Genomic DNA, 14,517 nt, shown 5'->3' with positions numbered 1-14,517 from the left:
ACGCGATAAAGCAGCGGGGGACAGTCCCCCATTACTCTACCGCTTTAAAGCAATGTTTTTAGTAATCTACTAATTATGTAACCGAACGATGGTAGTCTATTGGTGGAATCGGGTGTTTCGAGAAATTGGATCATTTCCTTGATTTGTTCTGTATCTGAGAAATCGATCAAATCAAATATCGCATTAATCGCTTCTTCTCGTTGTTTTATCGGTAAGTAGGTATTCAAGCCTAGGCGATGAATGGTTTCTTCAGCAGCACGGTTATGATTGGCCCCAATAACCGTTCCATCAAAGCCATATTCAAAATAACTTTCACAATTCGGATCAAGCGGTGAGACCATCAAATCCGGGTCAAACCAATCCTTTTTTGAATGGCCACAGAAGTCGGAAACCTCTTTGTCATGATGAACCAATTTTCCCATGCAAGAGGCATGAAGATTTCGGTAGTCTAACTGCAGTGATCTAAATTTAGATTGTGGTCGAAAATGCTCAATATGAATATTATTTCTGGTCAAACTGAGACCACAATAACAACAAAGCCAGTACTGTTCATCTAGCAAGCTTTCGCGGACAATATTTTTGATGGCCGGAGGAATCGTCGGGTAGCTTGCAGAACCTCCGGCTGATTTCTTCCAATGTTCAAATGCACTTGGTGAGGGCTTTTTTTCAATATGCTTCATTGCCCCAAGCTCTCTTTTCTCCGAATAATCATATCCGCTTTGACCAAATTCGGATCATCACTGCCTAAAATCTCAACTAACTGTTCCTGCATTCGTTTCGCTTCAACAAGCTTAGACTCCATAATGTAACGAAATAGCTTTTGCAGCATATACTTTATTTCCTCATTTTTTTCAGCCACACCCATAAATTGCTCGAGGATCATATTTGAATCTTTGCCAAATAAAGATGGTACACTGCGAACCTTGATTTCCTCACCATCTTCCTCCTGCGTTACAAAAAAGATTTCAGCATCACTCAGCTCGCCCAATACTTGTGGAGAATGGGTGGACAGGATAAATTGAATATTAGGAAATGTAGACTGAAGCAAGTTGATTATTTCACGCTGCCAAGCTGGATGAAGATGAAGCTCAATCTCATCGATTAAGACAATCCCTTCCCCTTCCAAAGGGTTTTCAAGACTTGGATTAGCCAATGCTAACCGTCGCGCCAAGTCGCCAATCATTGCAAGCGTGACTTTCTCACCATTTGATAATTGGTTAACCTCAAGGCATTGCTTCCCTTTCGTAACAATCACTCGAGCTTTCCCATTCCGTAGCACCTTTAAATCCGAAAATCCCGGTAAAAAATTATAAATCGCCTTTCGAACTGCATTGAGCTGATTCTCCCATGATGGTTCTAGGGACGCTGGTGCTGATTGCAAAGGCTTGGCGGCGTCCTCCTCTTGACTAATAGAATCCGTCCCAGCCCGCAACGACTCAATTTGAGACTGTTGCAAAAACCATTCAAAAAACGACCCAAAATCAACATCCCGCGAAAAACATTGGTGATAGGCTGAATAAGGATCAAGGCCCTTTCTCGCCTTAATTTTCTCTGGGATATCCTTCACATTCCGATGCACCGGATAATTGACAAAAATCGGTGCATTGAAGCTTTCATCCTCTGCTAGTTTTTTATGTAAATGGGAAATTATTTCTTTTGTTGTATCCTTCACGACAAGCTTACTGCCGGCTTCTGTTGCCTTTATTTTCGTTAATTCCAGTTCGCCTACATGCCCATCGTAGGTCAAACTGCATTTAATTTTTAATCCCTGATTTCCATTCTTAATATCAGTCTCACTGAGGCTTATTTTTTTAGAAATACCATAAGAAAGAACTTCAACAAATCTTGATAATACTATAATCGCTGCATTAAGAATCGTCGATTTCCCAACCCCATTCGTTCCCACTAACACCACATTTTTTCCACAAAAACGTAACTGTAATTGATTAAATCCACGAAAGTTTTCTAATACAATCTCTGTTATTTTCAAAATTGAACACCTCTTGACCCAAATTCAGGAAATGCCTTTAAACTAATCATATCATAATCCTTGACAGCCTCCTACGGTTGGTGAGAAACTGCAAAATATCAAAACATTCATTTTGTCTATTTTTACTATCGAAATATATTGATATAACGAACTATAATATTACTATTAAACTTTTCATAAAATCGTACGTATTCATTTCCAGATAATGTTCCGATGGTCCAAAGCGACGTCGAACAACAGCATGTCAAATACAGTAATTTGGATGGTCCGCAGTGACTATTGAAAGGAGACTTTTTAAATGCTGCCTCGTGATGGTATTTTTCACTCAGTTTGCTCGCTCGATTGTCCAGATCAGTGTGGCTTACTTGTTCATAAACAGGATGGAAAAATAGTCAAGATTGAAGGAGATCCGAATCATCCTGTTACAAAAGGAAATATTTGCAACAAGGTCCGTCATATGACGAACCTGGATTTACGATGAAAATCGGCTTCAGTACCCGATGAAACGCACAGGTGCTAAGGGGAACGGCCAATTCGAACGGATTAGCTGGGACGAAGCAATCGAAACCATTACTACACGCTGGAAAAAATTAATCCAAGCTGATGGGCCAGAAAGCATTATGCCCTATAGCTTTTATGGAAATATGGGCAACCTGACCGCAGAAGGAATGGACCGTCGTTTCTTCAACCGTCTAGGTGCAACTCAGCTCGATCGAACCATCTGCTCGGTCGCCGGTGTTGAGGGCAATAAATATACAATGGGTGGCGGTTTCGGGATCGACCCTGAAGACACAGTCCATTCAAAGCTAATTGTCTTTTGGGGCGTAAATGCAGTGAGCACGAACATGCACCAAATTGCCTTTGCGCAGCAAGCCCGTCGGCAAAACGGCGCCAAGATTGTCGTAATCGATGTTCATAAAAATCAAACAGCAAAGTTCGCCGACTGGTTTATTCCAATTTTACCAGGAACAGATAGCGCACTTGCCTTAGGAATCATGCATATCCTCTTCGCAGAAAACCTGGTCGACGAGGCATTCTTAAAGCAATACACCGTAGGATATGAACAATTGCGTGAGCATGTTGTGCAGTACGACCCTGCTTCGGTTTCGGCTATTACCGGTGTACCAGTAGACGATATTTATAAGCTTGCACGGATGTACGGCACAACCACACCAGCCTATATTCGGATTGGCAACGGGCCGCAGCACCACGATAATGGCGGTATGTGTATTCGTACGATTGCTTGCCTGCCAGCACTAACTGGCCAGTGGCTGGTTAAGGGTGGCGGTGCCATCAAGAGTAATGCAGGCTGGCTTGCGCATAACTCGGATGCCTTGCAACGACCTGAATTATTGAAAAATAAAGCAACGCGGGTCGTTAACATGAACCGATTGGGAGATGCATTGCTTAATTTAGACCCACCTGGTTAAGTCGTTGTACGTTTATAGCTCAAACCCAATCGTTGTCGCACCTGACAACAACAAAGTGCGACAGGGTCTTGAGCGCGATGATTTATTCGTTGTGGTTCATGATTTATTTTTAACCGAAACGGCTCGATATGCAGATATTATCCTGCCAGCGACATCGTCCTTTGAAAACACCGACTTTTACGCATCGTATTGGCATCATTATATGCAGCTGCAGCAGCCAGTGATTGAGCCTTATGGTGAATCCAAGTCAAATGTCGAGGTGTTCCGCTTACTTGCTGCGGGCATGGGCTTTGATGAGGATGCGTTTACGGCTACAGAAGCAGAAATGATTGCTGAAGCACTCGATCATCCTGATAACCCTTATTTGGAGGGTATCGATTATAATACTTTACTAGAAAAACAGTTTGTGAAAGCAAAGGTTGCTCCGCTTTTTCCAGGAAAGCTAAAGACTCCAAGTGGAAAAATCGAGCTTTATTCTGAAAAAATGAAGCAGGATGGCTATCCAGCATTGCCAACCTATATACCACTTATAGAAGATGACAAAGCTAGCACGGACAATAGATTCCCATTCCAATTCGTCCCAGCGCCGAACCATAACTTCTTGAATTCAACCTTTTCAAATAATCAAAAGCATCAACAGCTTGAAAAAGAGCCATTGCTCCATATCAATAGTACGGATGCAAGCTTGCTAGGAATCGAAAATGGTGAAATGGTGCGAGTATGGAACAACCGCGGTGAATGCGAATTGAAGGCTTCAGTCGGGGACAACGTTCTTCCTGGTGTTGTCGTAAGCCAAGGGCTGTGGGCCGATTTGAAAGGTACAAAACAGCTAGTCAATGCGCTAACCCCCGATCGAATCGCCGATATGGGTGGCGGGGCGACGTTCTTTTCAGGTCGGGTAAGTATAGAAAAACTTGTGAGATAAGTTGAGGAGCTAAGGATGGGTTGACAACGGTGAACCTAGTCTTATTCGCCGATTTCAGCGTCTTATTTGCCGATTTTGCCATTTTATTTGCCAATTCTGCGTTTTATTTGCCAATATCGGTTTTTTATTAGCCGATTCTTGCTCCTTATTTGCCGATACCATTTTTCTGTCACAAATAATCATATAGAAAAGCCCCCAATTCAAAAAATTGGGGGCTTTTACACTTACAAACTCGTGCCAAACTTGACTTACTACTAATATGGTGCGATTCCTCTAAAAATGAAGTTACCACCAGGGGGACACAAAAAACCAGCTGCATACTGTTTTCCATCTTCAGCAGTAAACATAACTCCTACCATAATCAAATCACCATAACTATGGTTAATGATGACTTCAGTTGTACCAGCGCCATTCCATTTATAGCCTTGATCCTTCAATACCTGTTTTTCAGCCTTGAACTCATCACTCTTAAGTAAATCCGATAAAATCTTATTTCTTTCAGAACCGGTTAACATCGATACATCACAACCGCAATCATCTGTTGTGGTTTGAGTTTCTCCAGCAGGCTCTTCAGCAAATGCGGCGTTTCCTGGAACGATAAGCATAAGTGCAATGATAAAGCTTCCAAACAATAAAGATAAGTAACCTTTCATTCTGTAACCTCCCTATTATTTTTAACTACTATTCTAGTTTCTATAAAAATTATCATAAACCCTATACCAAAATATGTAATGTTTATGACATCTTTTTACTATTTTTATTTTTCCAGAAAAACATTATCAATTAGAAAATGAAACAAATTATCTATGAACATCAAAACAGGCTATAATATTCATATTGTAGGGAAATACTTCCTGATGATTTTATGGATGAGGTGAACAACATGGTTTGGAAGATAAAAAGCTCGGAACGGAAACAGGTGAATCGCTATGGAATTACGATTGATGAAGTGATTTTACCTAACGGTGAGGAAAAAACATTTGCCTTTTTAGATTTTGCTAAAGGGGTATGTATTCTGGCCATCACGGAGGATAACGAAGTCCTTTGCTTAAAGCAATACCGCCATGCCTTAAAAAGCTGGCAGTGGGAGCTACCTGCTGGAAGTATTGATACAAGTAGCGACTCCCCACTTGAAACAGCGAAGCGGGAGCTTGAGGAAGAAACAGGCTATATTGCTGAGCATTGGCTTGATTTAGGAAGCTTCTATCCTTCCCCCGGCTCAACCAGCGAGGAAATTTATTTGTTTGCAGCAGCAGGCTTAACGCCAACGCAGCAAAACTTAGAAAGCAGTGAACAAATTGACGTCCACAAGCTAAGCATGGAGGAGCTGAAGGATTTAATTAAAAAAGGCGAATTCCAGCATGGTGCCGGTTTGGCAGCCGTTTTGCGGTATAAATTTATTACAGATTAAAAATGAAGCCGATGACCAGTTAAAAGTCATCGGCTTATTTATTTTATTAAAAATAAGGTTTTACCATTAAAAATCGCCCTACATCACGTTCGCCTTTTTCCGCCCATTAAGGCCTGCTTTTTTAAGCCAGTCTTTCCCTTCAACCAGACGAGTGACAAGCATCGCACAAACCGTGTTCCCAGTAGAGTTGAGCAGTGTTGCAGGGGCATCAATAATCGTGCTAATCACGGCGATAATCGGTAACACCTCTGGCGGAAAGCCGTAAACACTAATGATGAGCATTTCGCCAATCATTCCTCCACCAGGAATTGCCCCCATGACCGCTCCGACTAAAAACGATACAGCCAAGATGCTTAAAATGCTTGAAAGACTTGTTAAGTCCTTGCCAAATAAGGTAAATAGGAAAACAATCTTCAAGACACCACCAAAAACGGAACCATCCTTATGGGTGTTAGCCCCGAGCGGAATGATTGTTTCACCAACGTCCTTTGGTACCCCCATTTTATTGACTGCGGCGAGATTCACCGGAATACACGCAGCACTGGAGCAGGTCGCTAAGGCCGTGACAGATGGCGTAATTGCATTTTTCCAAAAGACCTTGATTCCATCCTTTCCTCCTGCAAGAAAGGCATAGAACGTAAAAAATCCAAAATAATAGATGACCGTCAAGATGAGATACAGGACAAAAGACCGTGCGTAGCCTTCAAGGATTTGCGGTCCGAGCTCACCGATAACGGCGGCAAAATAACAGCCGAGCCCTATCGGTGCATAATACATGACGAGATTGACCATCTTCATCATCACAGCCGTACCCCCAGCGAGGAAGCTTGAAACTGGCTTTCCTTTTCCCCAACCATTGCGGTAGAAATTCCGAACAATAGCGAGAATACAATCAGTTGAAGCATATTGCTTCTTGACATCAGCAGTGAAAAATCAGGTACGGTAAAAGTTGCGACGAGCTGGCCAAGGAGTGATTGCGTCTCGGAATCCGCTTCTTCTCCTGCACTCATCACCTCTTTAATCGAAGCGATATCAGCATGTTCGATTGGAGGAATAATCGAGGCTCCAATCAGTCCAAGAATCGCCGCAACTGAAGCTGTTAACAGGAAGATAATCACGATACTACCCATGATTTTTCCAAGCCGTTTCATGCCGTTCATATTAGCAATTGCTGAAGCAATGCTGAAAAAAACTAGTGGTACGATTATCATAAACATTAAATTTAGAAAGAGTTCCCCGAGCGGCTTAACGACGGCAGCATCTGGACCATAGATTACTCCAGCAATTCCGCCGATCACGATGGCTGATAATAAAATGAATGTGAATCGATAATTTTCAATAAATGATTTCAACATCAACACAGCCCTTCTACTTAAAATGATGTAGTAGTTTTGAAGTATCATACCGAAGTTTTCCATGTAAAGGAAACGATATTTGACACCTATTTTATTAACAAAAAAGTCCAAATACTGAATTTTTTAAAAATACGACTGTTAAAGAACAGTGTTAATCCATTTATGCTAATAGACTGGCTCTATGTTCACCTTTCAAAGAGTTTGGACCCCATTTGTGCTTATAGACCAGCTCTATGTTCACGACGAGTTTGGATCCCATTTGTACTCATAGACCAGTTCTATTGTTCAACGAGTTTGGATTGTGCACTTTATAAGAAAAAATCAACCTTTTGACAAAATTAGGACAGTGCTAGGCCATGGAAATATTTTAATATAATGTTAATGTTTCTTTTAGCTGGAATTAATTATTAGAAACTACAATTTTATTAAATATATGTTATGGAGGAATAAACATCATGAAACGACTGTTGGTAATTTCTATATTCTCTTTGTTGTTAATGGCTGGTTGTTCAGCAAAAGAACCAGAGACACTTGATGCTGCCGGGCATTTCGAGAAAAGCTGTTCTACATGCCACGGTGCAGATTTAAATGGGGCACAAGCAGGCCCGCCAGTGCTTAATATGAAAAGCAAATACACCGAAGAGGATCTGCTAAAGCTGATGAACAATGGAAAAGGCATGATGCCAGCACGACTTTTGTCAGAGGAAGATGCGAAGCTAGTGGCTGAATGGCTATTGGAAAAATAAGACCGCTTCTAATTAAAAGACTATCACCCTCTTCATAAGGCGTGACAGTCTTTTATTAATGCTTCATCTAATCTTTATCTTAAAAAACCAATGGTAAAATAGGAACGAGAAAACAAAAGTGATAAACAATGATAACCACGTCCAATACCAGGTCCAATGAATGTAGTTGATTAATTGCGTGTAGTGTTCAATCAACACCTCTAAAACCGTCATCCAACTTGGAAAAAATAGAAACCAGCCAATTCGGTGTGGCACACTCTTTTCCCTCGGATAATACAAATTAAATAGAACACAGATGGCAGGGTAAATGAAATATTCAAAAGAAAAGCTTGTATGACTTGCTTTTTCAAACTCGCGCACCTGGGTAAGTGATCAACCCTAACTCTACAACAATTAACCCCAATATCCACGTCATAAACTGCTTGAAGAAAAAGATAACAATTGAATGCCTTATATTCTTTCTAGGTATCCAAATAAGCAGTGCCAAAATCATTAGGCTCCAAACAATAATAAGAACAAGAATCTCTTTACTCACTCCATCGGACTCCCCTAAAAAACCGCATACCTTCATATTTGACTAATATTCAAAATAATATCCATTAACGCAGTAAAGCAGTGGGGGACTGTCCCCCACTGCTTTACTGCGTTAAAGTCAGTTTATTGGTAATTATAATGCTTTAGTACTTTTTTGTTGACATAATCTAAGTGATTAAACATTTGTTGGAAAGCTAGAATGGGATCTCTCTTTACTAGCGCTTCATAAATAGCAGTGTGATGCGCAACCGTTAAATCGCGTTCCCGATATTTAATCTCACTATCAATTTTTCGATGAGTAATTAATAAAGAATCAATCATGCCTTCTACGATTGGATTTTCAGCGCTTAATGCAATAATTGTATGGAATTCAAGATCGGCTTCTCCGTAGTTATTGTCCTCACTTTGCGCAATGAAATCAATGGTTTCTTTTAATTTTGATAGTTGTTCCTCATTAATTTTTTTAGCAGCGATGGCAATTAGACCTAGTTCTAATGCCATCCTTGCTTCTAAAATAGCAGGCATATTATCAGCAGCCAAAGCTAACATGACTGAAAACGGATGACTATCAATTTTATTGTTAAAAAACGTTCCTTCTCGTGTTTTTCTTGTGATAACTCCAAGTGTTTCGAGAGAACTTAATGCTTCACGAAGGACAGGCCGACTAACCTCTAGTTCTCCTAATAGCTCCATTTCGGTTGGGAGCTTATCTCCTGGTTTTAACTGGCCACTTGTTAATAGCTGAATAATACGTTCCAAAACCTGCTTCGCCAATGTATTCCGATTGACTGATTCAACTGAAAATTTCTTAGGAGACTCCTCCATCTTCTCGCTCCTTATTAAATACAATTTATTTGTTAGACTAATTTTTATTATAACAAATAAAATAAAAATAGCTGCCAACGAATTGGCAGCTCACGAAATTGTCATTAATCACTACTTTATTTCTAGGCTTTGTAATAGTTGTCTGTTGATTTCCGCTTCAGGTGCTCCAATCAACTGTGTGCAAAAAATCACAACGTTCACTAACAACCTAACTTTAAAATCCTACAAATATTTTCAGCAGAAAAAGCTAAATTTTGTTCTCCTAAAGCAAGTGCCTCATCCAAAGAGGTGACTCCTTTTAAAATCCCAACGATAGCATCAAAGCCATTATCATATAACGGTTCAACTCCGTTACCAATTTTTCCCGCAAAGGCAATGACTGGGACAGAGTGCTTCTTCGCAATGGTCGCTACACCGAACGGGGTTTTACCAAAGAGGGTTTGACCGTCGATGCTGCCTTCCCCAGTAAAAACATAATCAGCGCCAATAATTCGCTGTTCAAGCCCTGTATATTCAATTACAAGCTCGACGCCTTTTCTTAATCGTGCATGAAGAAAGGCCATTAATCCAGCACCGAGTCCACCCGCAGCACCGGCCCCTTCAGTATTGGCAATATCAATGCCTAATTCCTGATGAATCATTTTCGCATAATGAGCCAGGTTTTGATCAAGCTGTTCCACCATTTCTTTTGTTGCACCCTTTTGGGGACCAAATATAGCTGCTGCACCGTTTACGCCAATAAGCGGATTATTCACATCACAGGCAACATCAATTTGGACATCTTTAATTCTTTTATCTAATCCACTAATATCGATCGTGTGTATTTGATCTAGAACACCGCCACCCCATGCAAGCTCTGCTCCGTTTTGGTCCTTAAACGAAACTCCAAGGGCTTGAAGCATTCCAACTCCACCGTCGTTTGTTGCACTTCCACCGATGCCAATAAGAATTCTAGTAACGCCCTGATCAAGTGCCTGTTTAATTAACTGTCCTGTTCCAAAGGTTGTGGTTACGAGCGGGTTCCGATCTTCAATGTTAATCAATTCTAACCCGCTTGCACTTGCCATTTCAATAATCGCTGTTTTTTCCTCTTTTAATAACCCAAATGCCGCGATAACTGTTTCTCCCAATGGACCTACTACTTCCGTTTTAATCAATTCACCATTGTCCATACTGACGAGAGATTCTACGGTTCCTTCTCCACCATCGGCCATCGGAACGATATCACATTGTGCATTTGGAAACACAGCCAGAATTCCCTTTTTCATAGCAAGGGCTGCATTTTTCGCCGAAATGCTTTCTTTAAACGAATCTGGTGCTAAGACAAACCTCATAATAATCGATCCTTTGCTTATATTAGAATCTTCTTTATTTTAATAATAAATATTTTAAATTTCTCTTTCAATCTATCATTCAACATATTTCAAAAGATAAGGGTGACCTTGACAGCCACCCTAACTTTGTTTGTTAGCGGACAAGACAAGGTCGTTTATTATCAAACTTCCAGCCTGGAATTAAGAATTGCATTCCAACCGCATCATCACGAGAACCTAATCCCATATTATTGTACTGTTCGTGTGCCTTTAAAATTTGGTCCATATCCACTTCGACGCCTAGTCCTGGTTTATCAGGTACAGTAATATCTCCATCAACGATTTGGAAAGGCTCTTTCGTAAGGCGCTCGATGCCTTCCTGCCAAATCCAATGTGTATCAATTGCTGTAATATTTCCTGGTGCAGCGGCTGCAACATGGGTAAACATTGCTAAGGAGATATCAAAATGATTGTTCGAGTGTGAACCCCATGTTAGACCCCATTCATGACACATTTGGGCAACACGAACTGAACCTTGCATAGTCCAGAAATGTGGATCTGCCAATGGAATATCGACTGATTGTAAAGAAATCGTATGGCCCATTTGGCGCCAGTCTGTTGAAATCATATTCGTTGCTGTTGGAAGACCTGTTTGTCTTCTGAACTCTGCCATTATTTCACGGCCAGAATAACCGTTTTCTGCTCCACATGGATCTTCAGCATATGCCAGAACATCTTTCAAGCTGTTTCCGATTTCAATTGCTTCTGCTAATGACCAAGCTCCATTAGGATCAAGAGTGATTCTTGCATCTGGGAAACGCTCTTTTAATGCACGAACAGCCTTGGCTTCTTCTTTTCCTTCAAGAACTCCACCTTTCAATTTAAAATCCTTAAAGCCATATAGTTTGTGAGAAGCTTCAGCTAACTTTACGACAGCCTCAGGTGTTAAAGCTTCCTCATGGCGGATTCGGTACCACTCTTCACTTGCTTCAGGATTGCTGTAATAAGGTAGATCTGTTTTATTACGATCACCAATAAAGAATAGGTAGCCAAGTGTTTTTACCTTATCACGTTGCTGCCCTTCACCTAATAATGCAGCTACAGGAACATTTAGATGCTTACCTAATAAATCTAAGAGGGCTGCCTCAATGGCTGTCACTGCATGAATCGTAATTCTCAAATCAAAAGTTTGTAATCCGCGACCGCCAGCATCTCGACCAGCAAAGGTTTTACGCACATTATTTAGGATATTGTTATAATTTCCAATGGAAGATCCGACCACTAACGGCTTAGCATCTTCTAGTGTTTTGCGAATCCCTTCACCGCCTGGGACTTCCCCAACACCGACATTTCCATTACTGTCTTTTAGGATAATAATGTTTCGGGTAAAGTAAGCTCCATGCGCCCCACTAAGATTTAGCAGCATACTATCATGACCAGCAACAGGATAAACGTCCATTTCAGTAACAACAGGAGTTAGATTAGTTAAGTTCTGTACTGTTTTCATCGGGAATTCTCCTAGTAATTAAATTTTGTTATCTTATTTTTAATATTGAATGCGTGGGACCTTCATTTTAACAAAAGTCCCACTTCTCCTAATGAATATTAACGTGTAACTTCAACGTTAGCTAATTTTTCATAGTATTTTAATAGACTGCTGTGGTCTTCAAATTCATGTCCATCAACCTTTAAGGCATACATCATTTCTAACACTGCTGCAGTTAATGGAGCCGGTGCACCAAATTCATGGCTTGTTTCAATGGCATTTAATAAATCCTTAATGTGTAGGTTGATACGGAAACCTGGGTTGAAGTTCCGATCCAACATCATTGGTGCCTTTGCATCTAGAACGGTACTACCTGCTAAACCGCCGCGGATTGCTTCATATACAGCCTCTGGATTTACACCAGCTTTTTGAGCTAAAACAAATGCTTCAGATACAGCTGCAATGTTTAATGCTACGATAATTTGGTTAGCAAGCTTCGTTACGTTACCTGCACCGATTTCACCAACATGAACAACTGATCCAGCCATTGCTGCTAATACGTCTTTCACTTCTTCAAATACTTCCTTCTTACCGCCAACCATTACTGAAATCGTTCCATCAATTGCCTTTGGCTCTCCACCGCTGACAGGAGCATCTAACATTTCTACACCTTTTTCTGCTAATGCCTTAGACACTTCTTGAGAAGCAGCAGGTGCAATAGAACTCATGTCAATATAAATTAATCCGTCACGTGCACCTTCGATCAATCCGTTTTCACCAAACGCAACAGCTTTTACGTTTGGAGAGTTTGGAAGCATCGTAATAACAATATCCGCTTTTTGAGCGATTGCCTTTGGTGTAGTTTCTACTTCTGCTCCTAATTGTACTAATTCATCAACAGCACCCTTATTGAAATCACTAACAATCAATTGATAGCCAGCTTTAATTAAGTTTTTACTCATAGGCTTACCCATAATTCCTAAACCAATAAATCCAATTTTCTTCATAATCTTCTTCACTCCTACAATTTTTTTTTATAAAAGAGTAGTACAAGATTGTACTTTCTTATTTAGAAATTTTGAAACCATGGCGGGCAGCAAACTCCCAGCTGACTGAGACATGTAATGATTTACTGCCCGGTTGACTCAAAAGAAGTTATTTAACCAATAATCATATTGATGATTAAGACTCCTACCAATCCAAGGATGGCTAGCGCGGTAGTATAGGTTGTTCTTATTTTTATTGCTTCAGTGACCGATAAGTTAAGGAATTCCTTAAACATCCAGAAACCTGGGTCAGTTACGTGAGAGAAAGCAACACTTCCGCATGAAACGGAAAGGACCATTAATTCCATCGGTATTCCTGACGCTTGTGCGATTGGAAGTACCACTCCAGCAGCTGTCATAACAGCAACCGTTGCTGAACCAAGAGCAATACGTAAGATAGCAGCAATGAGCCAAGCAAGAATGATTGGAGACATAGACCAGTCTGATGTTATCTCTTTGATATAATCTGCAATTCCACCTTCTACTAGAATTGACTTAAATGCTCCACCTGCACCAATAACCAAAAGGATCATTGCCATTGGCTTAACGGCATCGGAACAAGACTTCATTACATCTTTTAAAGAACGACCAATTCTTGGTCCTAGTAGCCACATAGAGATTAAGAGGCCAATTAATAATGCTGTTTCTGATGCACCAACGAAACTCATAATGTGTCGGAAACCATTATCTTCTGGTAAGAATAAGGTGTTAATAGCATCGATGGCAATAAGTACTACTGGTATAAGAGCAACGAAAAGACTTACTCCAAAAGATGGCAATTCTTCTTCTTTAAACTGTTTGCTTGAAACAAGTCCCTCTGGAATGGAAGGATTGATTTTTTTGAAGAATGGAACTCTCGTCCAAGTATAGGCAATGAATGTAGCTACAGGTATAGCAATAAACAATCCGTATAAAAGAGTTAATCCCATATCAGCTTCGAACACACCAACAACAGCTGCTGGCCCCGGATGTGGCGGGAGAAAACTATGAGTCGTAGATAACCCGATTGCCATTGGTAAAGCAATCCATAAAAGATTTAATTTTGTTTGACGTACAAGAACGAATACAAGTGGAATTAATAACACAAACGCTACTTCAAAGAACATGGTAACGCCAAGAACAAAGGCAGTAATCAAGATTGCAAGCTGAACACGTTTTATTCCCATCTTATTCACCAAGCTAGTAGCAATCCGCTGTGCAGCACCTGCATCAGCGAGAACTGTTCCAAGCATAGCTCCGATACCTACGATAAGGGCTGTACCCGACAACTGCCCACCAAGGCCATCACCAATGACTTCCCAAATTTGCTCCATTGGCATACCTACAAGGAAACCAACAAATATAGAAGTTAAGATTAGCGCGATGAACCCGTTCATTTTTAGAGGGATCATTAAAACTAGTAAAAGAACAACTGCTAAGGCAACATAAAATAATGGCATGATTAACACTTCCTTCT

The 14,517-nt window shown here is 40.6% G+C and carries 12 protein-coding genes and 2 pseudogenes; 3 read left to right on the top strand and 11 right to left on the bottom strand.

The window, feature by feature from the left end:
• Positions 1-44: 44 nt before the first annotated feature.
• Both RGF10_RS03050 and RGF10_RS03045 read right to left on the bottom strand, forming a co-directional pair.
• Positions 45-680: a retron system putative HNH endonuclease gene (locus RGF10_RS03050; protein ID WP_318507171.1), complete on the bottom strand. Its 636-nt coding sequence runs from the start codon at positions 678-680 to the stop codon at positions 45-47.
• Positions 677-1,990, bottom strand: a complete 1,314-nt coding sequence (locus RGF10_RS03045) for an AAA family ATPase (protein WP_318507169.1) — start codon at positions 1,988-1,990, stop codon at positions 677-679. The genes RGF10_RS03050 and RGF10_RS03045 overlap by 4 nt, the downstream gene beginning before the upstream one ends.
• 298 nt (positions 1,991-2,288) lie before the next feature.
• On the opposite strand from RGF10_RS03045, the pseudogene RGF10_RS03040 reads away from it, so the two are divergent.
• Positions 2,289-4,345 (top strand): annotated as a pseudogene (locus RGF10_RS03040) (molybdopterin-dependent oxidoreductase).
• 254 nt (positions 4,346-4,599) lie between these two features.
• On the opposite strand, the gene RGF10_RS03035 reads toward RGF10_RS03040, so the two are convergent.
• The gene (locus RGF10_RS03035) at positions 4,600-4,998 is read right to left on the bottom strand and encodes a hypothetical protein (RefSeq protein ID WP_318507167.1); all 399 of its coding nucleotides are present in this window, start codon (positions 4,996-4,998) and stop codon (positions 4,600-4,602) included.
• 230 nt (positions 4,999-5,228) lie between these two features.
• On the opposite strand from RGF10_RS03035, the gene RGF10_RS03030 reads away from it, so the two are divergent.
• Complete coding sequence (locus tag RGF10_RS03030) at positions 5,229-5,756, top strand: NUDIX hydrolase (RefSeq protein ID WP_318507165.1); 528 nt, start codon at positions 5,229-5,231, stop codon at positions 5,754-5,756.
• Between the two features lie 78 nt (positions 5,757-5,834).
• Here RGF10_RS03030 and RGF10_RS03025 read toward each other — a convergent pair.
• Positions 5,835-7,111: pseudogene (locus RGF10_RS03025) on the bottom strand (dicarboxylate/amino acid:cation symporter).
• 455 nt (positions 7,112-7,566) lie between these two features.
• Between RGF10_RS03025 and RGF10_RS03020 the strand changes: the two are divergent.
• Positions 7,567-7,857: a c-type cytochrome gene (locus RGF10_RS03020; RefSeq protein ID WP_318507164.1), complete on the top strand. Its 291-nt coding sequence runs from the start codon at positions 7,567-7,569 to the stop codon at positions 7,855-7,857.
• Positions 7,858-7,920: 63 nt separating this feature from the next.
• On the opposite strand, the gene RGF10_RS03015 is transcribed toward RGF10_RS03020, so the two are convergent.
• The 7 genes from RGF10_RS03015 to RGF10_RS02985 all read right to left on the bottom strand — a co-directional run bounded on the left by RGF10_RS03015 (position 7,921) and on the right by RGF10_RS02985 (position 14,500).
• Complete coding sequence (locus RGF10_RS03015; protein ID WP_318507162.1) at positions 7,921-8,217, bottom strand: CBO0543 family protein; 297 nt, start codon at positions 8,215-8,217, stop codon at positions 7,921-7,923.
• Positions 8,204-8,392: a hypothetical protein gene (locus RGF10_RS03010; RefSeq protein WP_318507160.1), complete on the bottom strand. Its 189-nt coding sequence runs from the start codon at positions 8,390-8,392 to the stop codon at positions 8,204-8,206. Before RGF10_RS03010 ends, RGF10_RS03015 begins: the two co-directional genes overlap by 14 nt.
• Before the next feature lie 122 nt (positions 8,393-8,514).
• Positions 8,515-9,216, bottom strand: a complete 702-nt coding sequence (locus RGF10_RS03005) for a FadR/GntR family transcriptional regulator (RefSeq protein ID WP_318507158.1) — start codon at positions 9,214-9,216, stop codon at positions 8,515-8,517.
• Between the two features lie 200 nt (positions 9,217-9,416).
• On the bottom strand, positions 9,417-10,550 hold the full coding sequence (locus tag RGF10_RS03000; protein WP_318507156.1) for a glycerate kinase: 1,134 nt from the start codon (positions 10,548-10,550) through the stop codon (positions 9,417-9,419).
• A gap of 133 nt (positions 10,551-10,683) precedes the next feature.
• Positions 10,684-12,036 (bottom strand): glucarate dehydratase, encoded by a 1,353-nt coding sequence (gudD, locus tag RGF10_RS02995; RefSeq protein WP_318507154.1) that lies wholly within the window; start codon positions 12,034-12,036, stop codon positions 10,684-10,686.
• 98 nt (positions 12,037-12,134) lie between these two features.
• A complete protein-coding gene (gene garR, locus RGF10_RS02990; protein ID WP_318507152.1) occupies positions 12,135-13,022 on the bottom strand; it encodes a 2-hydroxy-3-oxopropionate reductase in 888 nt (295 codons plus the stop codon).
• 152 nt (positions 13,023-13,174) lie between these two features.
• Entirely contained in the window at positions 13,175-14,500 is a 1,326-nt protein-coding gene (locus RGF10_RS02985; protein WP_318507150.1) for a gluconate:H+ symporter, read from the bottom strand.
• Between the last annotated feature and the right edge of the window lie 17 nt (positions 14,501-14,517).

Origin of the sequence: Bacillus sp. T3, assembly GCF_033449965.1 — a bacterium.
GTDB lineage: Bacteria > Bacillota > Bacilli > Bacillales > Cytobacillaceae > Bacillus_BU.
This window is presented reverse-complemented; position numbering and strand designations above follow the sequence as displayed.

Coding starts and splice junctions, on each gene's coding strand:
- RGF10_RS03020 (WP_318507164.1), top strand. CDS start 7,567: ATGAAACGACTGTTGGTAATTTCTATATTCTCTTTGTTGTTAATGGCT.
- RGF10_RS02985 (WP_318507150.1), bottom strand. CDS start 14,500: ATGCCATTATTTTATGTTGCCTTAGCAGTTGTTCTTTTACTAGTTTTA.
- RGF10_RS03030 (WP_318507165.1), top strand. CDS start 5,229: ATGGTTTGGAAGATAAAAAGCTCGGAACGGAAACAGGTGAATCGCTAT.
- garR (WP_318507152.1), bottom strand. CDS start 13,022: ATGAAGAAAATTGGATTTATTGGTTTAGGAATTATGGGTAAGCCTATG.
- RGF10_RS03005 (WP_318507158.1), bottom strand. CDS start 9,216: ATGGAGGAGTCTCCTAAGAAATTTTCAGTTGAATCAGTCAATCGGAAT.
- RGF10_RS03035 (WP_318507167.1), bottom strand. CDS start 4,998: ATGAAAGGTTACTTATCTTTATTGTTTGGAAGCTTTATCATTGCACTT.
- gudD (WP_318507154.1), bottom strand. CDS start 12,036: ATGAAAACAGTACAGAACTTAACTAATCTAACTCCTGTTGTTACTGAA.
- RGF10_RS03050 (WP_318507171.1), bottom strand. CDS start 680: ATGAAGCATATTGAAAAAAAGCCCTCACCAAGTGCATTTGAACATTGG.
- RGF10_RS03000 (WP_318507156.1), bottom strand. CDS start 10,550: ATGAGGTTTGTCTTAGCACCAGATTCGTTTAAAGAAAGCATTTCGGCG.